This window comes from Bauldia sp. (assembly GCF_965232525.1).
Taxonomy (GTDB): domain Bacteria; phylum Pseudomonadota; class Alphaproteobacteria; order Rhizobiales; family Kaistiaceae; genus Bauldia.
The window spans coordinates 1,340,048-1,365,834 of sequence record NZ_OZ246980.1 but is presented as its reverse complement, the minus strand read 5'-3'; the positions used below and the strand labels follow the sequence as shown (position 1 = coordinate 1,365,834).

General features: G+C 62.7%; 22 protein-coding genes. 4 read left to right on the top strand and 18 right to left on the bottom strand.

The genetic code is table 11. The features are described from left to right. Nucleotides 1–249: 249 nt before the first annotated feature. From ACO076_RS06515 to ACO076_RS06490, 6 genes are all read right to left on the bottom strand, one after another. Nucleotides 250–1,398, bottom strand: coding sequence for a Gfo/Idh/MocA family protein (locus tag ACO076_RS06515; RefSeq protein WP_421725914.1), 1,149 nt, complete (start codon nucleotides 1,396–1,398; stop codon nucleotides 250–252). Nucleotides 1,399–1,407: 9 nt separating this feature from the next. Then, the gene (locus ACO076_RS06510) at nucleotides 1,408–2,160 is read right to left on the bottom strand and encodes a sugar phosphate isomerase/epimerase family protein (protein WP_421725913.1); all 753 of its coding nucleotides are present in this window, start codon (nucleotides 2,158–2,160) and stop codon (nucleotides 1,408–1,410) included. Nucleotides 2,161–2,183: 23 nt separating this feature from the next. After that, nucleotides 2,184–3,275: an ABC transporter ATP-binding protein gene (locus ACO076_RS06505; RefSeq protein WP_421725912.1), complete on the bottom strand. Its 1,092-nt coding sequence runs from the start codon at nucleotides 3,273–3,275 to the stop codon at nucleotides 2,184–2,186. Between the two features lie 4 nt (nucleotides 3,276–3,279). After that, the gene (locus tag ACO076_RS06500; RefSeq protein ID WP_421725911.1) at nucleotides 3,280–4,185 is read right to left on the bottom strand and encodes a carbohydrate ABC transporter permease; all 906 of its coding nucleotides are present in this window, start codon (nucleotides 4,183–4,185) and stop codon (nucleotides 3,280–3,282) included. Then, complete coding sequence (locus ACO076_RS06495; protein WP_421725910.1) at nucleotides 4,182–5,123, bottom strand: carbohydrate ABC transporter permease; 942 nt, start codon at nucleotides 5,121–5,123, stop codon at nucleotides 4,182–4,184. The genes ACO076_RS06500 and ACO076_RS06495 overlap by 4 nt, the downstream gene beginning before the upstream one ends. 98 nt (nucleotides 5,124–5,221) lie before the next feature. After that, complete coding sequence (locus tag ACO076_RS06490) at nucleotides 5,222–6,466, bottom strand: ABC transporter substrate-binding protein (protein ID WP_421725909.1); 1,245 nt, start codon at nucleotides 6,464–6,466, stop codon at nucleotides 5,222–5,224. Nucleotides 6,467–6,734: 268 nt separating this feature from the next. On the opposite strand from ACO076_RS06490, the gene ACO076_RS06485 reads away from it, so the two are divergent. Together ACO076_RS06485 and ACO076_RS06480 are read left to right on the top strand one after the other, a co-directional pair. Next, complete coding sequence (locus tag ACO076_RS06485; protein ID WP_421725908.1) at nucleotides 6,735–7,859, top strand: LacI family DNA-binding transcriptional regulator; 1,125 nt, start codon at nucleotides 6,735–6,737, stop codon at nucleotides 7,857–7,859. Between the two features lie 111 nt (nucleotides 7,860–7,970). After that, nucleotides 7,971–8,357: a Crp/Fnr family transcriptional regulator gene (locus ACO076_RS06480; protein WP_421725907.1), complete on the top strand. Its 387-nt coding sequence runs from the start codon at nucleotides 7,971–7,973 to the stop codon at nucleotides 8,355–8,357. 3 nt (nucleotides 8,358–8,360) lie between these two features. On the opposite strand, the gene ACO076_RS06475 is transcribed toward ACO076_RS06480, so the two are convergent. The 4 genes from ACO076_RS06475 to ACO076_RS06460 all read right to left on the bottom strand — a co-directional run bounded on the left by ACO076_RS06475 (nucleotide 8,361) and on the right by ACO076_RS06460 (nucleotide 12,715). After that, nucleotides 8,361–8,759 (bottom strand): DUF3307 domain-containing protein, encoded by a 399-nt coding sequence (locus tag ACO076_RS06475; RefSeq protein WP_421725906.1) that lies wholly within the window; start codon nucleotides 8,757–8,759, stop codon nucleotides 8,361–8,363. A 99-nt stretch (nucleotides 8,760–8,858) separates the two neighbouring features. Then, nucleotides 8,859–10,985: a CHASE2 domain-containing protein gene (locus ACO076_RS06470; protein ID WP_421725905.1), complete on the bottom strand. Its 2,127-nt coding sequence runs from the start codon at nucleotides 10,983–10,985 to the stop codon at nucleotides 8,859–8,861. 112 nt (nucleotides 10,986–11,097) lie between these two features. Further along, nucleotides 11,098–11,595: a cyclic nucleotide-binding domain-containing protein gene (locus tag ACO076_RS06465; RefSeq protein WP_421725904.1), complete on the bottom strand. Its 498-nt coding sequence runs from the start codon at nucleotides 11,593–11,595 to the stop codon at nucleotides 11,098–11,100. A gap of 139 nt (nucleotides 11,596–11,734) precedes the next feature. Beyond that, complete coding sequence (locus tag ACO076_RS06460; protein ID WP_421725903.1) at nucleotides 11,735–12,715, bottom strand: D-2-hydroxyacid dehydrogenase; 981 nt, start codon at nucleotides 12,713–12,715, stop codon at nucleotides 11,735–11,737. Between the two features lie 411 nt (nucleotides 12,716–13,126). Between ACO076_RS06460 and ACO076_RS06455 the strand changes: the two genes are divergently transcribed. Together ACO076_RS06455 and otsB are read left to right on the top strand one after the other, a co-directional pair. Continuing rightward, nucleotides 13,127–13,285 (top strand): helix-turn-helix domain-containing protein, encoded by a 159-nt coding sequence (locus ACO076_RS06455; protein ID WP_421725902.1) that lies wholly within the window; start codon nucleotides 13,127–13,129, stop codon nucleotides 13,283–13,285. 176 nt (nucleotides 13,286–13,461) lie between these two features. Then, entirely contained in the window at nucleotides 13,462–17,433 is a 3,972-nt protein-coding gene (gene otsB, locus ACO076_RS06450; protein ID WP_421725901.1) for a trehalose-phosphatase, read from the top strand. Nucleotides 17,434–17,817: 384 nt separating this feature from the next. Here the strand turns inward: otsB and ACO076_RS06445 are convergent, their stop codons facing one another. Genes ACO076_RS06445 through ACO076_RS06410 form a run of 8 tightly spaced genes read right to left on the bottom strand, consistent with a single transcriptional unit; the run spans nucleotide 17,818 to nucleotide 25,781 of the window. Beyond that, nucleotides 17,818–18,705 carry an ABC transporter permease gene (locus ACO076_RS06445; RefSeq protein ID WP_421725900.1) on the bottom strand — a complete coding sequence of 296 codons (888 nt, stop codon included), beginning with the start codon at nucleotides 18,703–18,705 and terminating at the stop codon, nucleotides 17,818–17,820. Then, nucleotides 18,702–19,772 carry an ABC transporter permease gene (locus ACO076_RS06440; protein ID WP_421725899.1) on the bottom strand — a complete coding sequence of 357 codons (1,071 nt, stop codon included), beginning with the start codon at nucleotides 19,770–19,772 and terminating at the stop codon, nucleotides 18,702–18,704. The genes ACO076_RS06445 and ACO076_RS06440 overlap by 4 nt, the downstream gene beginning before the upstream one ends. Next, a complete protein-coding gene (locus ACO076_RS06435; protein WP_421725898.1) occupies nucleotides 19,769–21,265 on the bottom strand; it encodes an ABC transporter ATP-binding protein in 1,497 nt (498 codons plus the stop codon). The genes ACO076_RS06440 and ACO076_RS06435 overlap by 4 nt, the downstream gene beginning before the upstream one ends. After that, the gene (locus tag ACO076_RS06430) at nucleotides 21,262–22,356 is read right to left on the bottom strand and encodes a BMP family ABC transporter substrate-binding protein (protein WP_421725897.1); all 1,095 of its coding nucleotides are present in this window, start codon (nucleotides 22,354–22,356) and stop codon (nucleotides 21,262–21,264) included. The genes ACO076_RS06435 and ACO076_RS06430 overlap by 4 nt, the downstream gene beginning before the upstream one ends. A 2-nt stretch (nucleotides 22,357–22,358) precedes the next feature. Further along, nucleotides 22,359–23,738 carry an amidohydrolase gene (locus tag ACO076_RS06425; protein ID WP_421725896.1) on the bottom strand — a complete coding sequence of 460 codons (1,380 nt, stop codon included), beginning with the start codon at nucleotides 23,736–23,738 and terminating at the stop codon, nucleotides 22,359–22,361. After that, complete coding sequence (locus tag ACO076_RS06420) at nucleotides 23,735–24,349, bottom strand: glutathione S-transferase family protein (protein ID WP_421725895.1); 615 nt, start codon at nucleotides 24,347–24,349, stop codon at nucleotides 23,735–23,737. The genes ACO076_RS06425 and ACO076_RS06420 overlap by 4 nt, the downstream gene beginning before the upstream one ends. Further along, nucleotides 24,346–25,182: an aromatic ring-hydroxylating dioxygenase subunit alpha gene (locus ACO076_RS06415; RefSeq protein ID WP_421725894.1), complete on the bottom strand. Its 837-nt coding sequence runs from the start codon at nucleotides 25,180–25,182 to the stop codon at nucleotides 24,346–24,348. The genes ACO076_RS06420 and ACO076_RS06415 overlap by 4 nt, the downstream gene beginning before the upstream one ends. After that, entirely contained in the window at nucleotides 25,179–25,781 is a 603-nt protein-coding gene (locus tag ACO076_RS06410) for a Rieske 2Fe-2S domain-containing protein (protein ID WP_421725893.1), read from the bottom strand. Before ACO076_RS06410 ends, ACO076_RS06415 begins: the two co-directional genes overlap by 4 nt. Nucleotides 25,782–25,787: the final 6 nt, after the last annotated feature.

Sequence of the window (25,787 nt, the reverse complement as noted above, 5' to 3'; positions counted from 1 at the left end):
CCCGGACTAATAACCTTGATAAACAGCTTGCATCAAAAAACTTCGTAACAGCAGCGATTTATACCTGCCGTAGGGGCTTGAACGCAACCCTTTTTTCGACCGGCCGTATCGCCTGTTGACAACCCTAGCCGATCCGGCGGCACCCCATCAAGCTGCCACCGCGGGCATCGTTCGCAAAAAGTAGACGAATCAAGAGGTTAACAAGACCTTGACCCATGCGGCGCCCGATATCGATCCACCAGTTTCAGCTTATTTGGCGGAAAGCCGCCGAGCGTCAGCCGCCGTCAACGGCGCCGGACGGTCTACCGACGAACGAAGCGTGACAAACCGTCGGTCAGCGGCCGATCCCAGAATTGACTCCATCACGTCAACGACATGGGCGGCCAAGCGACCGGAACACCGCGGTTCGCGATCCTTCCGTGCGGCATCGACGAGATCGGCGACCCCAACCATTCGGTAGTTGGAGCGCTTCGGCCCGCCGGCGTGCCCCTGCCAGTTGTTGGCCGCAAAGGGCGCCGAGCTGGTATCGACAGTGGTGTAGTCGTCGTCCCGCTTCGAATACGCCACCGTGCCGCCGAAAAAGTTGGGGTCAGGAACGGTCATCGTTCCTTTGGTTCCATAGAGCTCGATCGGATTGGCATGACCATGCTTCCACACGTCCCAACTGGTCGACAGGGTCACCTGAGCACCGGAGCGAAAGGCAAGAATCGCGTCGATGGTGGTAGGCGTGGTCACCTTGATCCGCTTGCCCTTCATCGGACCGTCAGCCGATACCAGCCGCTCGGCGAAGCCTTTCTTCGCCATCGCCGCAACGGTTTTCACCGGACCGAGGAGATTGACAAGCGCGGTGATGTAGTAGGGGCCAACGTCGAGAACCGGGCCGCCGCCGGGCCGAAAGAAGAAACCGGGGCTCGGATGCCAATGCTCCATGCCGTGGCTCATGACCTGAGCAGCGCCACCGACGACGTCGCCGATCGCGCCCTTGTCGACTAGCTTACGGACCGCCTGATGGCCTCCGCCGAGGAACGTGTCCGGCGCCGCACCGAGCTTGAGCCCGCGCTTGTCGGCTTCCCGAACCAGCTTGCGTGCCTGGGCGTAGGAAAGGGTCAGCGGTTTCTCGGAATAGACGTGCTTGCCGGCCGTCAAAGCCGAGTGACTGACGTCGTAGTGGGCCTTCGGGACCGTCAGGTTGATGACCGTCTCGATCGAATCGTCCTTCAGAAGCGCGTCGACCGTCATCGCCCGGGCGGAGAACTGCTCGGCCTTGGCCTTGGCTGCCGCCGCGACGATGTCGGCGCAGGCGACGATCTCGACATCCTTGAACAAGGGCGCGAGCTCGAAATACGTGTCTGAGATTACGCCGCATCCAATGATGCCGACGGCCGCGCGTCGCGCCATGGTCTGGACCTATTGCTTGCCGGTGAGGAAGGTGTACGAGTTTTCAGCGAAGCTCCGCCAATCAGACGGTTCATCGTGTTCGAGGACGAGCAGATTCGAACCCGTCGTCTCGATGGCCGGCCAGAGCGCGCGCCAGTCGATGGTACCGGCACCGACATCGGTCCAACCGTCATCCGCGGTCACGCCGTCCGGAGCGGTATCCTTGATGTGCAGCGCAACGACCTTGCCCGAAAACCGTGCGAGTTCGCTGGCAACGTCGCGCTTGGCGCGGACGATCCAGCCGATGTCGGGCTCCCACATCACGTCGGCGCCTGCCAGCAGATGATCGATCGGGCGCGAGCCGTCGGGAAGCGTGACATACTCGAAATCATGGTTGTGCCAAGCGAGTTTCAAGCCACGAGCCTTTAGCGCTTCGGCGTGGGCCGAGATTTTCTCGCCGAGGGCCTTCCAACCGTTGGCATCCTGGCTGCGCTCTTCGGCTGGAATCGCGGGTATGATCACCGTCTCGAGGCCGAGGACGCCAGCCGTCTCGACGACCGCATCGATGTCCGCATCGAGGTCGGCAAGCCCGATATGCGCGGTCGGGCACGCCAACCCATAGGTATCGAGCATCTTTCGAAAACCGGCGGGATCGTCGCCATAGGCCCCGCGATACGGCTCGACCGCGTCGTAGCCGATCGCCGCCAGAGCCTCCAGCTGGCCCTCGACGGGAGGAAATTTGCGCGCACTGTAGAGTTGGAACGAAATCCGGTAGTCCGTCATCGCCTGTCCAATTTGTTGGGGTTTTAGAGTCTTTCGCCGCTGTCCGCGTCGAAAACCGATGCGTGGTTGGGAAGAAAGTGAGCCTCAATCCTGCCGCCGACGGCGAACTCGTCGTCCGGGCCGATTCGCACGGACACGGTATCGTCGCAGACCGTCCCCCACAACAGGCTGTCGGCACCCATCGGATCGATCAGCGAAACCTGGACGTCGAACCGGCCGACGTTGGCCCCGTTGTTGTCATGCAGGTCGACCTGCTCGGGCCGGACGCCGAGAACGACCTTGCGACCCTCGCCGGGGGTGGCACCAAAGGCGTAGCCGTCGAGCCTGATCTCTGATCCGTCCGCGATCTTCAGCGCTGGTGAGCTATTGCCGGCCACCAATTGACCGGACAAGAAATTCATTGCCGGCGAACCGACGAAGCCGGCAACGAAGCGGTTGACCGGCTTGCGGTAGATCTCCTTCGGCGCGGCAAGTTGCTGAATGACACCGCCATGCATGACCGCGACGCGGTCGGCCAGGGTCAGCGCTTCGATCTGATCGTGAGTCACGTAGATCATGGTCGAGCCCAGGGTCTGGTGCAGCTTCTTCAACTCGACCCGCAGTTCCGTCCGCAGCTTGGCGTCGAGGTTCGACAGCGGCTCGTCGAAGAGAAAAACATCGACATCGCGAACAAGCGCCCGGCCGATCGCAACCCGCTGGCGCTGGCCACCCGAAAGCTGCGACGGCCGACGCTTGAGTAACGGCTCGATCTGGAGGAGTTCGGACGTCGCCTTGACCCGCCGGTCGATCTCCGCCTTCGGGACCCGGGCGACCCGGAGGCCGAAGGTGAGATTTCCCTCTGCCGTCATCCGCGGGTAGAGCGCATAGGTCTGGAAGACCATGCCGATCCCACGATCCTTAGGTTCCTTCCAAGTCACATTCTTGTCGCCGATCCAGACCTGTCCGGCGTTGATCTCCAGCAGGCCCGCGATCGCGTTCAGAAGGGTCGACTTCCCGCAGCCGGACGGGCCGAGCAGGACGATGAATTCGCCGCTTTCGACCTCGAGATCGAGGTCCTTGAGGACCTGGAGATGGCCGAAAGCGACACCAACCTTGCGAACGGACACTTGCGACATGGGATCAGCCTTTCACGGCGCCGGCGGCGATGCCGCGAACGAAGAGACGGCCGGAGATGAAGTAGATGGTGAGTGGGACTAATCCGGTGATGATGGTGGCCGCCATGTTGACGTTGTATTCCCGGACGCCTTGGATCGAGTTGACGATGTTGTTGAGCTGGACCGTCATCGGATAGTTGGTCGGGCCCGCGAACACGACACCGAACAAGAAGTCGTTCCAGATGCCGGTCACCTGCAGGATGATCGCCACCGTGAAGATCGGCAGCGACATCGGCAGCATGACGCGAAGGAAAATCGCCCAGAAGCCAGCCCCATCGATGCGGGCCGCCTTGAACAGATCGACCGGGAGCGAGGCGAAATAGTTACGGAAAAGCAGGGTCAGCAGCGGCATGCCAAAGATTGAGTGCACCATGATCACCGCCCACAAGGTGCCGTAAATCCCCATCTCGCGGGTGACGATCACCAGCGGATAGATCATCACCTGATACGGGATGAAGGAGCCGACCAGCAGAATGGTGAAGAAGAACTCGGACCCCTTGAACCGCCAGTTGGCGAGAGCGTAGCCACTCACCGATCCGATCGCGATCGAGACGATGACGCTGGGAACGGTGATGATCACCGAATTCCAGAAGTGGGTCTTCATCCCTTCGCAGTAGAGGCCGGTGCAGGCCGAGTTCCAGGCCTTGTCCCAGGCCTCGAAGGTAATCTCCACCGGCGGGGCGAAGATGTTGCCGAGGCGTACTTCCGGCAGCCCCTTCAGCGAGGTGACGACCATCACGTAGAGCGGCACCAGGTAATAGATCGCCGCGAAAATCAGCGTCCCGTAGATGATGATCGTGGACGGTGCGAAGCGCCGGATCGGGCGCGGGCCGCGGGGGCCGTCGGCGATGTCGATCGCGGTCGCGCTCATTGGTGACGCCTCTTGCCGAACTCCCAGAACGCCCAGGGCACCACGATGATGGCGACAGTCACCAACAGGACCGTCGACGCCGCCAGGCCCTGCGACAGGTTGGAGACGAACATGAACTCGTAGATGTAGACGGTGGGTAATTGCGAGGCCAAGCCCGGCCCGCCGCCGGTCATCGCGACCACCAGGTCATAGGTCCGCACCACACCGGCAGCGACGATCACCAGTGTTGTGATGAACACCGGGCGCAGCATCGGAATGACGATGAACAGATACGTGCGCCACTTGGGGATGCCATCGACCCGGGCCGCTCGCCAGATATCGTCATCAATACCCCTAAGCCCCGCCAGCATAAGGGCCATCACAAGACCGGTGCCTTGCCAGACCGCGGCGATCACCAAGGTGTAGATCACCATGTTGCGATTCGCGATCCAGTCGAAGGTGAAGCTCTCCCAGCCGAGGCCGCGCATGGTCTGCTGCAGGCCGAAGGCGGGGTTCATGATCCACTGCCAGACCAGGCCGGTGATGATGAATGAAAGGGCGAAGGGATAGAGAAAGATTGTCCGGAACGTGTTCTCGAACCGGATCTTCTGATCCATTAGCACCGCCAACAGAAAGCCAACGATGAAGACGAAGACCAGCGACAGAATCCCGAACACGGCGAGATTCTCGATCGAAATGATCCAACGGCGCGTATCGAACAACTTCTCGTACTGCGCCAGGCCGACGAAATCCTCGGCGTAGTTTCGGGTCGGCAGGATCCGCGAATTGGTAAACGAGTAAGCGATCGTCCAGATCGTGCAGCCGATGTAGACCACCAGCACGGTCGCGATCATCGGCGTCAGCGCGATCTTCGACGCCATGTTGCGCAGCAGCTTGTTCGGCGGTCTTTCGACCTCGATCGTTGCGGTCGTACCGAGCGAACTGGTGGCCTCAGCCATACCGTTTCCTCACTGACCCATCGCTATTGAAAACGTAATATGCGATCGGCTCAAGGCCTGAGCCGATCGCACTGTTGAGAAGCAACAGAGCCGAGAGCCTATTGCGGCGCGTTCTCGATGATGTCGCCGAACTGCTCGAACGCCTCGTCCACGCTCATGGACGGATCGGTGAAGAACTCGTTGCGCAGATCACGAATCTCGTTGATCGTCTCGCGCTGCATGAGCTGGGCGCCGGACGGTACGAGGTTGTTGACGTCGGCGATGATGGCGAGGCCCTTCTTCATGCAGGCATTGGCTGTATCGAGATCGACATCCTGCCGGATCGGCATCGAGCCCTTCTTCAGGTTGAAAGCCACCTGAACCGGCTTGGAGATCATCAGCGACGCCAGCTCAAGCTGCGCTGCGGTCACTTCCGGATCGTCGGTCTTCGGGAAGTAGAAGACATCACCGCCTGTGTCCGCGACATTGTTCAGCCCAAGACCAGCCAGACAGTCATAGTCTTCGCCGGCGGTCATTTCGGCGACCTGAAATTCGCCCTGGGCCCAGTCGCCCATGACGTTGGCGGCCGCTTTGCCGGTAATCACCAGGCTGACGGCGTCGTTCCACTGCGGGACAATCTCCTGCGAATCGATGATGTTACGGGCCTCGTCGAGCACTTCCCAGACGCGACGGCTGGTATCGCCCCGGACCACGTCCATATCGCGGTCGATGTAGATTTTCTTGAAGTTATCGATGCCGAGCACGCCGACTTCGATGTTGGTCGAGAGGTTACCGATCGGCCAGCCCTGGGCGGCAGACAGCGGAATGACCCCGTTTTCCCGTAGCGTCGGCGCCGCGGCCATCAGGTCGTTCCAATCCTTTGGCGGCTCAAGGCCGTTATCTTCGAAGATGCCGCGGTTGGTCCACATCCACAGGCCAGAGTGGATATTGACCGGCACACACCAGACCTTGCCGTCGCGCACACAGGATTGATACTGGGACGGCGGATAGACGAAATCGGCCCAGCCCTCCGCCTCGGCGATTTCGGTCAGGTCGAGCATGAGGTCGGCGTCGATCAGATCGTCGGCGTCCTTGCCAGGGTTGAACTGTGTTGCGCACGGCGGTTGGCCACCCATGATACGGCTGATGATGATCGGCCGCGCGGTGTCGCCGCTACCGCCAATCGCACCGTCGACCCAATTGTGCGAACCAGCTGCGTTGAGCGCATTGGCGAACTCGGCCACTGCCGCCGCTTCGCCGCCCGAGGTCCACCAGTGGGTTACCTCGCAATCGGCCGCGAACGCCGGAGCCGCGAAGGCTGCAAAGGCTGCCGCGCCCAGCAGTCTTGTGGTGAGTGCTTTCATTACATTCCTCCCTTTTGCAAGTGCACAATGCACATTTGCATCGCAACATCGACACGGGGCAGCACATCGTCTGTTTGCAGACCGCCCTGTAATCGTTTACATCAGCATTCTTCAATGCGAATGACTTGTCAACTCCTTTGATTTGTCCGAGGTGTCTCGAATTGAAAACGTTTACATCGATTTTAGCCCGGCGGATGCCTATGTCAATATGGCTCGGCCAAATTGACATTGGGAGCCAAACGTAGGGGTCACAACGGTTTTCCGGATCATGCCAACTCGCTCAGACAAGAAAAACCAATCCGGAAACGGCCGTCGCAGACGCGCCGCGACGATCCTGGACGTTGCGCGACGTGCCGGCGTCTCGACGGCGACGGTGAGCCGAGCACTGACCGATGCAGATCGCGTGGCGGCCGAAACGCGAGAACGCGTGATGGCCGCCATCGAGGCCACCGGCTACTCGCCAAACGCGACCGCGAGAAACCTGAGGATCCAGTCGACCAGTATGGTACTTTGCCTGCTGCCGGGTCTCGGACACTCGTTCTGGAACGTGATTATCAACGCTGTCGAAGAGGTGCTGACCCGCGCCAAGTACGGCGTTCTGTTCGGCGATACGCGCAACGACCCGACCCGCGAGGCGCACTACGACTGCATCGTGCGTACCGGACTAGTGGACGGGGTCCTGCTCTTCAACGGCCGGCTGCCGGCCGCTGATTTTGCCAAACTCGATAGCAACTTCCCGATCACGCTTATCTCCAACGACATCCCGGAAAGCGGTTTGCCGGTGATCGAAATCGCCAATCGCGATGCGTCACGCCAGATGACCGAGCACCTCATCCGGCTTGGGCACTGCCGGATCGCCCACATCACCGGCCCGGAGGACAACATCGAAACCAACGAGCGACGGCGTGGCTATATGGATGCGCTGGCCGCCGCCGGTTTGCCGATCAACAAGGAGCTCATCTGGCCGGGTGAATTTTCACTCGCCGCCGGGGCAAACGTCGTCGGCCGGTTCCTCGATCTCGGCGACCAACGACCGACCGCGGTGTTCGCTGCCAGCGATGAGATGGCGATCGGTTTCATCCGCGCCGCGAAGGAAGCGGGGCTGTCGGTCCCCGATGACGTGTCGGTCGCCGGGTTCGACGGGATCGAATACTCGGCGGTGTACGACCCGCGGTTGACCACAGTGATCCAACCCCGGACGGAGATGGGACGCCTCGGCGCCGAGACGCTGGTCCGGCGCATGGCCGGCGCGACAGTCGAGCGTCGCCGAACGCGACTGCCCTGCACCCTTGCATTCCGCGATAGCGTCGCGCCGCCGCGCGAGCCCAAGCCCGGTCCGAACCGCCGGCGCTCCGCCAAAACGGGCGCCGAAACGACGATGACGTCGCTTTGACGTGTCGGGATTCGCCGGACCAGCTCATCAGGGCCACCCGTGTCACACAAACGTCATGACCATGCTGCTAACCGGGGGGAAACTGCCTTTTCCTCGGGAGTGCGCGCAGCGATGAGCCTGTTCAAGACCAGCCCGATCAGCTTCGAGATGCTTGATCGCAGTGAAACACCGTCCCGCCGCTATGAGGCGGGCGAGACGATCGTGTCGACGGGCGACGAAGCGAAAGAGATGTTTCTGGTCCGCAGCGGCCGGGTCGAGATTCGAGTCGGCGACAAGGCCATCGAAGAGATCGGCGCGCACGGCATCTTTGGCGAAATGGCGCTCATCGACCACTCAAAGCGAAGTGCGGACGCGGTCGCGACCGAGCCAACCGAGATCATTCCGGTCGATGAGCGACTGTTTGTCGTGCTGGTTCAGGACACACCGTATTTCGCGCTGGATGTGATGCGGGTTCTCGCCGAACGCCTTCGGGCGATGAACGAGAAACTCGCCGAGTAACCGTTAGCCGGTCCCGACGATCGTCCCTACCAGAACGCCGCCGATCGCCAGATAGGTCAGGTGGTGCAACAGTTGATCGGCACCAATCGCGTGCCAGAAGGCGTTGTCGGTGACCTTGAACCCAGCCCGTCGGATGATCTGATCCTTCGACCAGTCCACATGGTAATGGACCAGAAACTCGACAACGACGATTGTCGCTCCGAGCGCGAGGGTCGGGGTGACGGCGATGAACGCGACCATCGTGCCGACGGCCTGGATTGCGGAGTGGAGGATGCCGCCCGGGTGACCGTATTTCCCCTTGTTGGCCAACTGGTAGGTCGTCTGGAGTGGATAGTCGCAGACGAAGTGCTTGACCTCCAGGATCGTCAGGACGACCAGGAGCGCGACAAACGGATCGGTCACTTGGACTCCCCCAACTCACAAAGCCTCCGCGTCCGCATCAAATACAATGCCGATTTGCAACGTGGCACGATGTGACACCCATCACAGCGCAGCGGACAGTCACAGCGCGGTTGTGTCGGCACCGTCCCAATCGGGAGGCGGACCGATTTCGCGGAACGTGGCGATCCGCGCCCGGTAGAGGCTATAGAGCGTCGTCAGGCCGGCGATCCGAAAATCCCGGCACGCGGCCAGCGCTTGTTCCGCCGCGGCCCAGTCACGATCGCGAAAACGCGCGATCATTTGCGCGTGGATCGGGCTGATCTCGGGAAATACCGCGTCGAGCCCATCGACCGCCGCCGCAAGCGTGAAAAGCCGAACGGGGCGAGCGCGTCCCTCGGCCCTGACCAGATCAAGCTCCAACATCCGCGGATCGCTGAGCAAGCGCGCGGTGGAATCCGCAATAACGACTGCGACGCCGAACACGGCGCAGCGACGTTGGAGGCGTTCCGAGAGATCAACCGGCGCGCCAAGCGCCACGTAGTCGAAGCGATCGCGGGTGCCGAGGTTACCGACGGCGCAGTTTCCACTCGCGATACCCAGCCCAACCGCAAGCCAGCCTGCTCCGCGAGCGGTATCCTCGGCATCCGAGGGCATTTCGGCGCCGAACTGCCGCGCCGCCGATGCCACGTCGATCGCAGCCCGACAAGCATTGTCGGCATGGGCTTCGTCGTCGAGCGGCGCGTTCCAGAACGCTTCAAATATCTCACCGGTCTTTCTGGCAACCGTACCGCGGTGATCGCCGATCGCCTGCATCACGGGTCGGTTGAGACGATTGACGAAAGCGATCAGGTCGCGGGTTTCTAGGCGATCGGCAACCGTTCCAAAATTGCGAACCCGGCCAAACATGACGGTCAGTTCGCGGGCTTCCCCATCCAACACCAGCCGATCCGGGCGTGCGATGATCGCCCTGACAACCTGCGGTGCAAGCGTTTGCCCAAATGCTGCCCTGACTTGCCGGCGCCGCAACTCCAACCGCCTGCGCAGATATAGGATTGCGAGCGCCGCCATCATCCACAGCGTCAAAGCCGGCCAGCTCGGATCGAACACCAATCCGAAATCGCGGTAGGCATACCAGCCCCCGGCGAGGACAAGCCCAACGACAGTCAGGCTGGTGACCACCGCAAGGATCAGGCCGAGCCGCGTGACAACGAGTGCGAGAATGATGCCGACGACAACGACGACACCGATCTCGATGGGAAGTGCCTGAAGCGGTCGGGTCAGCGCCTGCCCCGAAAGGATGTACTCGATCGCCTGAGCATGGAGCGACACCACTGGCACCGCGACTTCCAGTGGCGTCGCGCGCAAATCCGCCAAGTTTGGCGCGGTCACGCCGATCATCGCAATCCGACCGCCGAGGCGATTCCCAAACTCCTCGTTGGCCAGGATGCGCCAGGCTGGCACATGAGTGGTCGCGTCGTCAGCACGCCAGCGCAGCCGGAGACCGCCGTCAGGATCGGTCGGAACCGCAATGTCGCCAACCGCAATTCGCTCGATCCCCGGCGCCCGGCCAAGCGTCGTCCAGTTCTGCTGATCGGACGCGGTGAGCGTATATTCGGACGCGCCTTGCGCCACGCGCAAGACCTCCATTGGCAGCGACGGCAGGATGATATCGCCGATCCGATCCGCCAACGGCAGCCGGCGTACGGTGGCCGGCTCCTCCGCCAGTGTGGCCCCAATGCCGGCCGCCGAAACGTCAACGGCTGGCGCGTTAGCAACAACGTTCGCGTAGGACGGCAGGTATGGAAGCGGATCCGTTGCCGGAGTGAGGAAGCCGGCTTTCGGCAGCGGCAGGACGTCGTCACTCGCCTGGTTGGTCGGCATCAGCGACGACACCGTCGGTCCGTCCGCAACTGCCGTTGTCAACGGATCGACCGCGCTGTCGGCACCCAGCCGGAGATCGAAAGCAACCACCGCGGCGCCGTGTTCGCGCGCGCCGTCCACCAGACCGGCGAGGATGGCCGGTGGCCACGGCCATGGCCCAATCCGGTCAATCGATTCGGCATCGATGGCGACAACCCGAACCGGCGGATCGGGGTTGGGCTCCGCCGGCGCGAGCCGCTGATAGACGTCGAAAGACAGCGCCCTCAGCGTCTGCATGAAGAGCGGGTCGTCGATCCGCAGGGTAACGGCGCCGGCGAGGATCACGACGATCATGACCGGGTAGAACCAGCCGGCGCGGACCCCCATCACCATCCCCCGCTTTGTACGATCGGGCTCAGTTTATCGACGCGCGTTGCAACGTGTGACGCACGGCGCTCGTCAAGACGAGGAACCGCCCGCCGACCCAACCGTCGTGGGGCTAGAGTCTACCAAAGAAGCGACGAATACGAGCCCCGATGGCCTCGGCACTCGCATCGGCACCGGCGGCGATGCGGTCGAGTTCCGCCTGGCGCCCGGCCAGAACCGCACTGAACCGATCGATGAGTTCCGGCCGTCGGGCAAACATTTCCTCGAAGGTTACCTTGCCGATTTCGAGCGCGGCCACTTCACCCTTTGTGGTCGCCGTCGCCGTCCGGCGCATCCCGGTCAGCAAGGACATCTCTCCGACAACATCCCCGGCACCGAGTTGTGCCACCCTTTGCTCGCCGCCGTGGCGATCCTGGAAGGTAACCCGCACCGTCCCGTCGACAATGACATACATGGCGTCACCGAAATCACCTTCCGCCATGACCACTGCGCCGTTGGGGTAGACGACCGGCTTACACTGGGTCGCAAGGTAATCGAGTTGCCGCGAGTCCAGCGACTCAGCAAAAAGTGGCACTCTTGCGAGAATGCCGCGTGTGTTGAAAGCCTCCATGCCATTCCCTTGGTCAGTGAATATCCATTGCACGCTCGGCGCACGACTTGGCTTATGTGAACGCCATTAGGCAAGGAAAAATGCCGTTTGCACCGGAAATGACGGTCGTCCCGGCGTTTTTTCGGCGGTTCTGCCGCCTCTAGGAGCCGCCGACAACCACGTTGCGGGGCGTCCCAGCCCAGTAGGCCTCGATGTTCGCGATGGTCTGGTCGGCCAAAGCCTGAATTGCGCCTCCACTGGCCCAGGCGACATGCGGTGTGAGGATGAAATTGGGATACTCGAGCAAGGCCATCAGCGGGTGATCGGCCGTCGGGGGTTCCTCGGTCGCAACGTCAAAGCCGGCGCCGGAAATCCGCCCCGACGCAAGTGCTTCGCCAAGGGCGCGTTCGTCGACGAGACCGCCTCTGGCCGTGTTGATCAGAATCGGCCGGCGCGCCATCAGCGCGAACTCCTCCCGGCCAATCAGGCCGCGGGTCTCTGGGGTCAGCGGCACGTGCAGGGTGAGAATGTCGCTTTGTCGGAGGACATCGCCGAACGCGGGCCTGTCGGGCTCCGGATCCGCCCCCTTTCGCGCGGCGTTGAGCACCAACATGCCGAACGCCTCCGCGATCCTGCTAACGGCGCGGCCCAGCGCGCCGGTGCCGATGATTCCGATTTTCGAGCCTCGCAGATCGCTGATCGGATGATCAAGGAAGCAAAACTGGCTTGATGTCTGCCAGCGGCCGTCGCGAACAGAATCGCGATAGGCGAGCAGACTCCGCCGCAATGCGAAAATCAGCGCGAAAACGTGCTCCGGGACCGTCGTGCCGGCGTAGTCGCGGACGTTGGAAACCGTGACCCCGCGCCGGGCGCACGCCCCGAGGTCGACCATGTCGGTGCCGGTCGCGCACACCGCAATGAACTTCAGGTTCGACGCCAGCTGAATCGCCTCGGCGTCGATCGGCGCCTTGTTGGTGATGGCGATGTTGGCATCCGCGATTCGCGCCGCGACCTCGTTCGGCGCGCTTCGCTGGTGAGCCACCAGACGATGCGGAAACGACGGCACGCGCAACCGGGTCTCCGGTGGCAACGTCTCGCGATCGAGGAAGACAATGGTGGAGGGCGCGGAGGCGTCGTTCATCAACCGGACAGTAGGTCGAACCGGCTTTGGTCACAATCTTCTACGTTTTCGCCTACGACTCGGAGGCCCTGCCGATTGGGCCGAACGTTGCTGGCCCCTAGCCTGGCTTTCGCGCCACAGCGTAAAGGGCGCTTGCATCCACGCTGGTGATACCCTCGGCGGTTAGGCGTCCCTCGACGCACCGCCTGACGGAGTCCCGTTCGCTCGGTGTGAGCCGGTCGATCTCGCCCCGAAATCCCGATCCCATCGCGATGGTCCACCAATCCTCAGGGCCAATCAGTGGTTGGCTGTCGGGCACAATGTGCACGTCTGGTTCAACCGCACCCCCATCGACAAACAAGCGCTTGAGGTTAGCGGGTCGGGGTGAGCCGCTCCCACGGCTGCGGACCGGTCAGGCGATCGGGGCACAGGATGCGGCTCGCCAAGCAGATGCTTGGCGACGACAAAGCCGCGATCGCAGATATCGCCGAGGCGACCGGCTACGGATCCGAGACTGCATTCGGCCGCGCCGTCAAGCGCCGGACCGGCGCGACACCCGCCGCCTGGCAAAGTCTCAACCGCCCGGCCTGAGTCGGCGAACCATCTCAGCCATCTGATCCTCTGGCGTGTCATCGATTTCAAACGCAATCCGGATAAACTGACATCGTTGGCATCCGCGCGGAGCAGGCTGCTTGTTGTTTTCGATCAACGGCAGGTCCGAAAGGAACCTGCATTCTCGCGCAGCTTTGGAGCGAAGGGGGGGAATGGTGGCGAGTAAGGGGGATCCGTGCGTTCGGGCAGCCGATTTCGATGCCGCGCTCTTCGATCTCGATGGTGTGGTCACCGACACGGCCAGCGTCCATGCCGCCGCCTGGAAGGCGCTCTTCGACGGTTTTTTCTCGTCCCGGCCACCCGGTATTGACGAGAACCTCAAGCCGTTCTCCATCAAGGATGACTACCCGGCCCACGTCGACGGCAAGCCTCGGCTCGACGGCATCGCCAGCTTTCTCGCCGCGCGGGGCATAACAATTCCCTACGGTTCGCCTGACGACCCCCCTGACGCCCACACGGTGCATGGCCTAGGCCGACGCAAGAACGATTTGTTTCTTGCTCGCTTGGAACGCGATGGCGCGGACTTTTTTGCGCCGTCTGTCACATTCATCCGGCAGGTCAGACGAGCCGGGCTGGCGACTGCGATCGTTACCTCCAGCCGGAACTGCGCGGCCATCCTCGAGGCCGCCAACATCACCGATCTTTTCGATGTGGCGATCGACGGGATCGTGGCCGCAGATCTGGGCCTGAAGGGCAAGCCGGACCCGGCGACCTATCTGGAGGCGGCGCGACGCCTCAACACCGCGCCACAACGCGCCATCGTGCTGGAAGATGCCGTCGCTGGCGTTCAGGCCGGCCGGAACGGACGATTCGGTCTCGTCATCGGGGTCGATTCTACGCATCATCATAAGCAGTTGCTCAAGGACAACGGAGCCGACATCGTGGTTGACCGCCTGACCGAGATCGCCGTCGACGAAGTGCCAACGGAAGACGTGCCGATCGACACCCTTTCGTCTGCGCTCGATCAGGTCGGCGAAATCCTGAACGCAGCGGACGGGAAGCAGATCGCCTTTTTCCTCGACTATGACGGCGTGCTGTCCCCGATTGTCGAGCGACCGGAGCTGGCGGTTCTTTCGCCCGACATGCGGGAAACACTCGAAAGGCTTGCCGATGCGTTCACTGTGGCGTTGGTCAGCGGCCGCGACCTGGACGACCTCAAGGGACTTGTCGGCATCGACCGGCCTTTCTACGCCGGCAGCCACGGCTTCAGCATCTCCGGTCCGGGTGGATTCAGCCAAAAAGTCGAACAGGGCACGGAGTTCATTCCGGTGCTTGATCAAGCCGAACAATCCCTTCGGTCAGCGACCCAGAAAATCGAGGGCGTGCTGATTGAACGCAAGCGCTTGTCGCTGGCGGTCCACTACCGCCTGGTCAATCCGGCCGAGGTCCCGAACGTCGAAGCGATCGTTAAGGAGGCCCTGGCGGCATTTCCGGACCTGCGGGTGAACAGCGGGAAGATGGTCTTCGATCTGCAGCCTGACATTGATTGGAACAAGGGCAAGGCGGTCCTGTGGCTGCTGGATGCGCTTGGCCTCCACTCGTCAACCATCCTGCCGATCTACATCGGCGACGACCTGACCGACGAGGACGCTTTCCGCGCCCTTCGCGGCACCGGAATCGGCGTTGTCGTCAAGGGCGCCCAACGTCCGACCGCAGCACAATACGCCCTCGACAACACCGAACAGGTCGGTCAGTTTTTTCGGGCGGTGATGACGGCGCGTTCGGTCGGCGCGGACGACAATTGGGCGCTGACCTATGACGACTTCGACGCCAAGGACGAAGGCCTGCGTGAAGCGCTGTGCACCCTGTCGAACGGTTACTTCGCCACCCGCGGCGCCGCGGAGGAGTCGGTTGCCGACGACATTCATTATCCCGGCACCTATCTCGCGGGCGGCTTCAATCGGGCCGACACGCAGATCGGCGACCGCACGATCACCAACGAGGACCTGGTCAACTGTCCGAACTGGCTGCCGCTGACGTTTCGCGTTGGTGACGACGAAAACTGGTTCGATCCTTCGAGCGTCGACGCTCAGGACTATCAGCAATCCCTCGACCTCAAGACGGCTACCCTCAGTCGCGTCGTCTCGGTCGTCGATTCCGCCCGGCGGCGTTTCGATCTGAGATACCGCCGGCTGGTCCACATCAGTCAGCCGCACCTCGCAGCGATCCGTCTCGACATCACCCCGCGGGACTGGACCGGACCGCTGACCATCCGCTCCGGCCTCGACGGTTCCGTGACCAACTGGGGCGTACCGCGCTACCGCGACCTGAACGGACATCATCTGGAAGTGATCGACACGGGGCGCACCGACGACGGGCTAGTTTTCGTCAAAGTTCGCACGCGACAGTCGCGGGTGGAGATTGCCCAATGCGCCCGCACGCTGGTGTATCGGGGCGATGAATCCGTTCCGGCCGCGGCGGCGCCGGTGGACGAGGACGGCTTCGTCGCCAGCGACCTGACCTTCAATGTGGCGGCTGGTGAAACCATCCGCGTCGAAAAGGTCGTCGCGTTCTTCACCTCCCGCGACCATGCGATCACCGAAAGCGGCACCGAGGCGCGGATGGCGGTGGCGCGCGCACCGCGGTTCGGTGACCTCGAAGCCGAACACCGGCGGATTTGGGCGGGAACCTGGCGGCGGGTCGACATCGAAATGGAGCCTCCCGGGACGCAGCAGATGCCCCTGCGCGTCAACCTCTTCCACCTCTTCCAGACGCTGTCGCGCAACACCATCGACCTCGACGCGGGCGCCCCGGCGCGTGGCCTGCACGGCGAGGCCTATCGCGGGCACATCTTCTGGGACGAGTTGTTCATCCTGCCATCGCTCACCGGCAGGCGCCCCAACATCACCCGCAGCCTGCTGCTCTACCGCTTCCGACGGCTTGGTACCGCGCGCCGCCTTGCCGCAGACGCCGGTTTCCGCGGCGCGCTTTATCCCTGGCAAAGCGGCAGCAATGGCGAGGAGGAGTCGCAACTCGTCCACCTCAATCCGGCATCCGGCCGCTGGATCACGGACAACAGCAGCCTCCAGCGCCATGTCAATCTGGCGATTGCCTACAATGTCTGGCGCTATTTCCGCGTGACCCACGATCACGACTTCCTGCGCCTCTACGGCATCGAGATGATGGTCGAAATCGCCCGGCTGTTCGACAGCCTGACGACCTTCAATCCCGCGACCGAGCGCTTCGACATCAACAACGTAATGGGGCCAGACGAGTATCACGACGGGTATCCGGACCGTGACGAGCCGGGCCTCAACAACAATGCCTACACCAACATCATGGCCGTCTGGCTGTTCGCGACCTTGGTTCAGTGGTTCGCCGACGCACCGGCGGCGGTCGTCGACGACCTATCGGCACGGCTTGACCTGCGCAAAGACGAGACCGACCGCTGGGCCGACATGGCGCGGCGGATGACGATCCCGTTCCACGGCGACCGGATCATCAGTCAGTTCGAAGGCTATGGCGATCTGCAGGAGTTCGACTGGGTCGGGTACCGCGAGAAGTACGGCGACATCCATCGGCTCGACCGCATCCTCGAGGCCGAAGGGGACAGCGCCAACCGGTACAAGCTGTCGAAGCAGGCCGACGTCTGCATGATCTTCTATCTGCTGCCGCCCGATCAGCTGGCCGACCTGCTCTCAGGGCTCGGTTACGATTTCGATGACGACTTCGTCCGCCGCAATGTCGAATACTACCTCGAACGCACGTCCCACGGCTCAACCCTGAGCAGCATCGTCCATGCCGCTGTGCTGGCACCGATCGACGCCGATCGCGGCTGGTCCCTGTTCAAGAACGGCCTGACGGCGGATCTGGACGACGTTCAGGGCGGCACGACGGCCGAGGGCATTCACCTCGGCTCTATGGCCGGCGCGGTCGATATCGTCGAACACCGCTACGCCGGAATCGACCTGACCCATGATGTCATCCACATCGATCCGTGCCTGCCGTCAGCGATCGAGCGACTTCGTCTCAAACAGCAGTTTCGCGGCCGCTGGTACGATTTCACGATTTCCGCGACGGAAGTCGAGGTCGGTCTTGAGCCGGACGGACCGGGTTCGGCAACAGTCCGCATCGCCGGCAAGGACTATTCCATCGAGCCGAGCGAGAGCGTGACAGTCACCCTTTAGATCGAGAGACCACTCCCACAGGGGCACGACGTTCTGGCGCGGGGTCTCTGATCCCGGGCAAAAAGGTCGGCGGGCGTGAGAAAGAGAATCCTCGAACCTGAACCGGCGCGCCGGATTGGCCGGCGGCGATGTACAAACGAGAAATGGTGCCGCATGTCGGACACGAACCAACGCCCCCATCATACGAATTAGGGATTTCTGATCTTGAGGGATGTGGAGGGAACGACCCAGCCGTTGAATAATACAGTAGTTATAAGGGCCTAAACTAAAAATATTTCGCAACAGGCTGGACGAAGTTTGAATGGCCGTCCCTACTAATCCTCTACCAACAAGCGCCGCCATCGGTTCACGCGGTGACTCGCTTTTCAGCGTAATCGCAGCCGGTCATGGATAACGAAGCGGTGATCCGCGTCGACGCCCCGAAATCACCACCAGGATCACAATGGTCATGATATAGGGCAGGCTCGACAGAGCTTGGGAGGGGATGGCGACGCCGATGGCCTGGGCCGTCAGTTCGCCCAGGGACACAACCCCGAAGAGCAGTGCGCCAAAGGCGACGCGGCCGGTATGCCACGTGCCGAAGACCACAAGCGCCAGCGCGATCCAGCCGCGCCCGGCGATCATACCGTCGGCCCAGAGCGGGGTGTAGACTGTCGAGGCATAGGCCCCGGCCAGCCCGCACATCGCCCCGCCAAAGGCGACGGCGGCGCAGCGGATCTCGGTCACCGGGTAGCCGATGGCCGTCGCAGCTGTTGGGTTTTCGCCGACCGCGGTGATGATCAGGCCCAGTTTGGTGCGGTTCAGGACGTACCAGAGCGCGGTCGTGCCCACGATCGCCAGCCAGACGACGATGTCTTGCGTGAACAAGGTGTGACCCACCACCGGCAGGTTCGACAGGCCCGGCAAGCCCAGCTCCGGCAATCCGGTGACGGTCAGGCTCTCATAGGACTTCCCGAACAACGCCGACAGCCCGAGCCCCAACACCCCAACCGCCAGGCCGGTGGCGACCTCATTGGCGCGGACAACGACCACCAGGAAGGCGAAGATCATCGACAGCATGGTGGCGCTGACCGCCGCGGCGACAAAGCCCAGCGAATGGGCGCCGGAATGGTACACGGTGATAAAGGCAATGGCGGCCCCGATGGCCATCATCCCTTCCAGTCCGAGATTCACCAGCCCGGTCTTTTCGACGACCATCTCCCCCAGGGCCGCCAGAAGCAGTGGCAAAGAGGCCGCGAGAGTGCCGGCCAGCAGAAACTCAATGGCATTCACGAGACGGCCATCCGCTCGAACTGAAACCGGAAGCGGATGAGCGTGAAGGTCAGCAGGTAGAAGACCAACAGCATCCCCTGGAACACATCGACCGCCGCGATGGGCAACCCGGCCGAAACCGTAGCGCTATCGCCGCCGATATAGATGACCGAGATCAGAAAACTCGACGCGATGATCCCCAAGGGCCTCAGACCGCCCACATAAGCCACGATGATCGCCGCGAAGCCGTAGCCGGTCGACACCGAGCGCTGCAACTGCCCCAGCGGCCCGGCCACTTCGCTGGCCCCCGCGATCCCTGCGGCGAGCCCGCCGACCAACAGGCCAAGCCACACCATGCGCGGCGCGATGAAGCCGGCGTAAATTGCGGCCCTTGGGGCCAAACCGGCCGTGCGTAATTGATAGCCGTGGAAATGATGTTCCATCAGCAGATAGGCAAAAATGCTGCCCCCCAAGGCGAAGAACAGCGAGATGTTGGTCCGCGCGCCCTCGAACAGGCGCGGCAGCTGGGCCTCTGCGGGAAACATCACCGTCTGCGGGAAGTTGAACCCGCGGGGGTCCTTCCATGGTCCCAGGAGCAGGTAGTTGAGGATCTGGATCGCGATCAGGGTGAGCATCAGCGTGACCAGGATTTCCGAAGCGCCAAACCGCGTGCGCAGCCCCGCGGCGATGCCCGCATAAGCCATGCCACCGAGCGCGCCCGCCAGGATCATCGCAGGCAGCATCAGCGGGAAATCACCCATCGGGAAATAGACCGGGAAGGCCGAGGCGCAGATCGCGCCGATGACGAATTGGCCCTCCGCCCCGATGTTGAACACGTTGGCCCGGAAGCCGATCGCCAGGCCTTGGGCGATCAACAGTAGCGGCCCCATTTTCAGGAGGACTTCGGTGAAGCTGTACCAACTGAGGAACGGGCTCAGCAGCAGGGCGTAGAGCGCCGTGCCCGCCTCCACGCCCAGGGCCGCGAAGAGGATCAAGCTGGTGATACAGGTCAGCGCCAGCGCCAGAACGGGCGCGCCGAACACCGCCAGGCGAGACGCCTCGTCGCGACGGCTCATGCGGACTCTCATGCCTTGGCGCCGATCATATAGGCTCCGATCTCATCGGGGCTGGTCTCGGCTTTTGGCAAGGCTGGCGACAGGTGCCCTTCATGCAGGACATGGAGCACATCGCAGATCTCAAACAGCTCCTCCAACTCCTCGGAAATCACCAAAATCGCCGCACCGGCATCGCGCATTTCCAACAGACGGCGCCGAATGGCCGTAGCCGCGCCGATGTCGACCCCCCAAGTCGGCTGCGCCACCAGCATGATGTCGGGCGCCAGCATGAACTCTCGGCCCATGATGAACTTCTGCAGATTACCGCCGGACAACGCGCCAGCCTCGGCATCGCCTCCCGGGGTACGGACATCGAAGTCTGCGATGCATTGCCGGGTAAAGGCCCGTTTGACGCTTCGTTTGATGAAGCCGCCCTTCAGCATGTCGCGGCGATGCCCGGTGAGAAGGCTATTGTGATTGAGCGACATATCGGGCACCGCGCCGCGTCCCAGACGCTCTTCTGGGACGAAGCTGAATCCCAGGTTGCGGCGCTGCATCGGGCCCAGGTGGCCAACCGGCTGGCCCATCATTTCGATCATGTCACGGCGTGCGGCTCGGGTTTCGCCGGAAATCAGCGCGGCGAGTTCTTGTTGACCATTGCCGGAAATCCCGGCGATGCCGATGATCTGGCCGGCGCGCAGCTCCATCGAGACATTAGTGAGGCTGGTGCCGAAACGGGTCGCCCGCGGGTGGCTGAGGCCCGACAGACGCAGCCGCTGCTCACCTGCGGTAACCGCACCAGCCGAGAGCTCGGGCATGTCGCGACCGATCATCATCTGCGTCAAGGCGCGGACATCGTGCTCGCGCGGGTTGACCCGGCCAGTGACCTTGCCCCCACGCAGGATCGTGGCCTCGTCGCAAAGCTCTCGGATCTCTCGCAGCTTATGGGAGATGAACAGGATCGCCGTGCCCTCGGCCTGGAGCTTGCGTAAGGTCTCGAACAGCAACCGGACGCTTTGCGGCGGCAGGACCGAGGTAGGTTCGTCAAGGATCAGGAGCTTCGGGTTCAACAACAGACAGCGGATGATCTCGACCCGCTGGCGTTCACCCACCGACAGGGTGTGCACCATCGCATTCGGGTCAACGCCGAGCCCGAAGTGCTGGCCCAGTTCGTCAATCCGCGCGGCAAGGGTGGCCGGCTTGCCCGGCACCATCAGCGAGACATTCTGGACCACGGTCAGGGTCTCGAAGAGGGAGAAGTGCTGGAAAACCATCCCGATCCCCAAAGCCTGCGCATCGGAAGGCCGGTTCAGACGCACGGGCTGTCCGTTCCAGGCAATCTCGCCTTCATCGGGATGTTCTACCCCGTAGATGAGCTTCATCAGGGTCGACTTACCGGCCCCGTTCTCACCCAGGATGGCGTGGATCGACCCGGCCCGCACGGCCAGGTCGATCGATGCGTTGGCTTGGACGCTGCCATAGCGCTTGGACACGCCCGACAGCGTTAAGAGGGCCGGCTGGCTCAATTCGGAAGCGGGGTCGTGATGCCCTTGACGTGCCAGTCCATACTGAGGATCTCGGCGTCGGTCATTGCGACACCGTCGGCATAGCGCTCGGTGTCCGCTTGGTCGATCAGGGGGCCCTCGAACACGATGAAGGTGCCGTCACGTATCTCGGCCTCGCGCGCTTCGATCGCGGCGATCACGTCCGCCGGGATATTAGGATTCCAGTCGGCGGTGAAGACGGTGTCATGCTCCATCCCGAGCCAGAAGTTCTCGCCTGGGAAGGTGCCGTCGAGATGCGCCTCGACCAACCGCGTGAAATGCGGGCCCCAGTCGGTGCCCACGACACCCAGATAACGAGTCGGAGCATAGGCCAACATGGAGGAGTTGAGGTTGAAAGCGTAGACGCCTTCTTCCTCGGCCAGCGAGATCACCGAGGGCGTATCCTGCGCGTTCGAGAAGATCACATCCACATCTTGGCTGATCAACGCCCGCGCCGCGGCCTGTTCGGAGGCCGGGTCGAACCAGCTGTTGACCCAGACGACGCTCATCTCGATCTCAGGATCGATCGATTGCGCGCCCAGCATGAACGCATTGATCGAGGTGATCAGCTCCGGGATCGCGAAGGCGCCAACGCAGCCGATCTTCTTGGTCTCGGTCAAGGCGGCGGCGGCCATTCCCATCAAATAGGTGCCCTGCCAGTACTTCGCCGTGAAGGGCGAGAAATTGGGCGCGGTCATGAAGCCCGAGGCGTGAATGATCGACACGTCGGGCCGCCGCTGTGCGATCTGCATGCCGCCGTTCTGGTAGCCGAACGAGCCCAGCATCAAGACGGTATGACCTTCGGCCACCAGGCCATTGGCGATGCGGTCGGCATCGGGGCCCTCGGCGATGTTCTCCAACACCGTGACCTCCAGTTGGTCGCCCAATGCCCCTTGAACCGAGCGGATGCCCTCCATCAGCGTGTGCGACCAGCCCACATCCGCCTCGGGTGACGGCAGAACCACGCCGATGCGCAGCGTGTCTTGCGCCATCGCTTTCCATGGCAGCACCATCGCGGTCGTGGCCGCAAGACTTCCCTTCAGAACCGATCGGCGGTCTATTTTGTGAGGCATCGTCAGAGTTCCTCTGTTGGTGACAATATCGTGTGGAGTGTCGCTTCGGCAGCGGCCATCAACGCCGCTTCGTCGAGATGCGGGAAGGCGCCATCGCGCCAGAGCACGCGGCCGTTGACCATCGTCAGATCCACGGTCGTTCCAATCCCGACCTTGGCGATCAGGCTCACCGGATCGTGGCGCGTGCCGACGTAGTCGAGCTTGCGCGTGTCGATGGCAAAAAGGTCGGCCGCCATCCCCGGGCGCAGCGCACCAATGTCGGAACGGCCCAGCAAAGCGGCACCACCTTCGGTGGCATAGGACAGGAAATGGGACGGTGTCGGGACTGGATCCTGGCGGCGCGACGCGGCCAGGCATTGGAGCATGTAGGAGGAATGCACCGCATGCATGAGGTTTGAGTTGTCGTTGGAGGCCGCGCCGTCGCAGCCGAGCCCCACGCGGATGCCGAGCGCTTCCATCGCAGGGATATCCGTGATCTCCGCTCCCACGAGGTAGACGGGCTCAGGGCAGTGCGACAGGCCCGTACCCGTCGCGGCCATGCGCGTCAGTTCCTCCCGGGTAAGCTCCCAGCCATGAGCATAGAAGGTGTTGGGCCCGGCAAAGCCGAGTTCCTCGCAGTAGGCGACCGTTCGCATCCCGTGAACCTGTTCGATCACCGGGCTTTCACCCTCGCCAACGTGGCTATGCAGAATCACACCCTTGTCGCGGGCCAGCGCGACAGACTCCACAAAGGTCCCGCGGTAGCAGTTGACCGGCTGGCAGGGTGCGACGGCCACCTGCCGCATGGACAGCGGGGTAGGGTCATGGAAGGCGTCGATGGCCCGGGCGCAATCGGCGATGAAGACGTCGGTGGTCTCCAACATCTCATCGGGGATCGTGCTGCCTTCGGACTGGGGCAGCGTGTTGCCGCCCCGACCCGCGTGGAAGCGCAGGCCCATCAGCTCCGCCGCCTCGAACTGGCGGTCGATGATCCGGCTGCCCGCATGGCGCGGGAAACAATATTGGTGATCAAAGGCGGTGGTGCAGCCATGCTTGATGAGTTCGGCCATCGCCACCACCGAAGCGTGGTAGAAGCAGTCTTCCGTCAGGCGCGAGAAGATCGGATAGATTCGGTCCAGCCACTCGATTACCGAATAGCGCGTCCAATCCAAGTCGGCGCGGTTGCGAACGAAACACTGGAAGAAGTGGTGATGGGTGTTGACGAGGCCCGGATAAACAAAAAGCCCAGCACCATTGATGATGTCTGCGCCGTCTGGCGCTGGTAGGCCCGCGCCGATGGCGCGGATCGCGCCGCCCTCGCACAGGATGTCCTGCCCCCGCAGAACGGGATCGGCCGTCGCCGTGACGATGGCCTCGCAATTGCGGATCAGCGTTGCGCTCACGCGGGCATTTCCAATTCATGCAGCCGATGGATGCCGGGCATTTCGATGAAGCCAGGCAAGGATCGGACGGCCCGCATCCACAGCCGAATGGAGGGATAATGATCCAGAGAGACGCCGCCATCAGGCGCGAGCGCGGTGTTGGGAAAACAAGCGATGTCGGCGATCGTGGGATGCGCCGCAGTCAAGAAGATCTCCCCGTCGAAGCGGCGCTCCGTCAGATGCGCTTCCAGCTGGCGCAGTTGCGTCACCCCATCCCGCCGCACCGCTGCGATATCGGCCGCGTAGTCCAAGACGTCATACAGCCGCGCCATTCCCAGGCTCAGGTTCAGATCGGCGGCAAAGCGCAGCCAGGGCTCGTCGCCGTCGGCCTGCCAGCCCGGGGCCTCTTTCGTCAGGTGCCGCAGCATGTCAGCACTGTCGGTCAGGATCAGATCGCCATCTTGAAGAATGGGCAGCGTGCCGGCCGGATTCAGCGCCAGCATCTCGGGGGATTTGTGCGCCCGCGCCGGGTGGAAATTGACGGCTTTCAGCTCAAGCGTCTGGCCCGACAAGGCCGCCATCAGACGAATTTTGTAGCAACTGGCGCTCAGCACATAATCGTAAAGGATCATGCCGCCACACGCTGCGCGCCGTAGAAATACCCAATCCGCTTCAACCAGCGCCGATAGACGACCGAGGTCAAGTCGGCCCGTGTCGGCAATTCCATCCCCGGGTCGAGCGGCAGCTTGCGGGGGACTTGGTTTTCCAAGATGGACCGGTCCTGCATGAAGATGAGCTGCTGGAAGCTGACCATCTCGGCCATAGTCGAGTCATCGTCATAGAGCGCCATCCACGGCCACACCTCGCACCATTCCTCGGTCAGGGGCTGCACGAATAGAGCGATCACATCCCACTCGCCCGGGCGCGGCGGACATGTCTTGTAAAGCACCGTCGCGGTCGGTGTCGCCACGCGATACATGTATTCGGTGGTGATGCCGCCCTCGGCCGATTTCGCGGCCTGGGGCTGGTAGAATTTCACCTGGGTGGCCCAAACCTCATCCACATCTTCACGGACAGTGACGCTGTATTTCTCCACTTCCGTGTGGGGCTCGGCGCCCAGGATATCGGTATGGACAAAGGGAAAATGGGCGATGTCGAGGAAGTTTTCGACTGCCCGCAAGGGCGAGCATTTCACCTTCACCGATCCCACATCCACCAACCGCCGCCCCGGGCTGTTGGCCTCGGGAATATCGAAGAGGTCTCGATTGGGCTTGCCGAGGCTGGTCCAGAGATGCCCGAAGCGCTCCACGGTTGGCAGATGCTCGCCGGCGCCGTTGGCCACCCAAACGGTGCCGTCGCGCCGACCCAGGTCGATCGGTTCGCCCAACAGCAGTGTCTCGCGCTGGTCCGGCAGGTCTGACAAGAGCCCGACGGGGTACCAATGGTTCTTCACAGCGTCATTCATTGAGCGACCGCCTCCAGCTCTGCGCGCAGGTCCTCCAGGTGCCGTGATACGGCTTTGCGGTCTTGGCCCTTAGGCACGAGCGCATGGATCAGGCAGCTGTCTTCGGTCCGGGGCTGCAAGGCAAGGGCCAGGTCATGAGGCCCGCCAATCGGGATGACCGAAGCAAGATCGGTGCCGAAATACCGGGCGACCTCGGCGCCGGAGCGCGCCACCTCCAGGCTTCGCAGCGGGCGGCGATCGCCCAGATCGGGCGGCGCGGTCTCGGTTTCGTCCAAAGCCACCCAAATCAAACCGTCCGTGGCTTGGCAACGATAGGTTTGAGCGCAGATCGTGGCGGGTGGGATCAGGTCGGGATGGGCCGGGATCACCCGGCAGACACCATCAGTGTCGTATCGCCAGCCATGGTAGATGCAGGCGAGGGTTTCCCCGCGGACAAATCCATGCGACAGGCGCATCCCCCGATGTGGGCAACGGTCTCCCCAGGCCTGCACAACGCCGGACGCGCTGCGCCAAATAGCAAGGTCCACATCATTCACACGCCGCGGCAACGCCTGTCCGGCGGGCAAATCCACTAGCAATGCAACGGCAATCCAATCCAAAGCGTT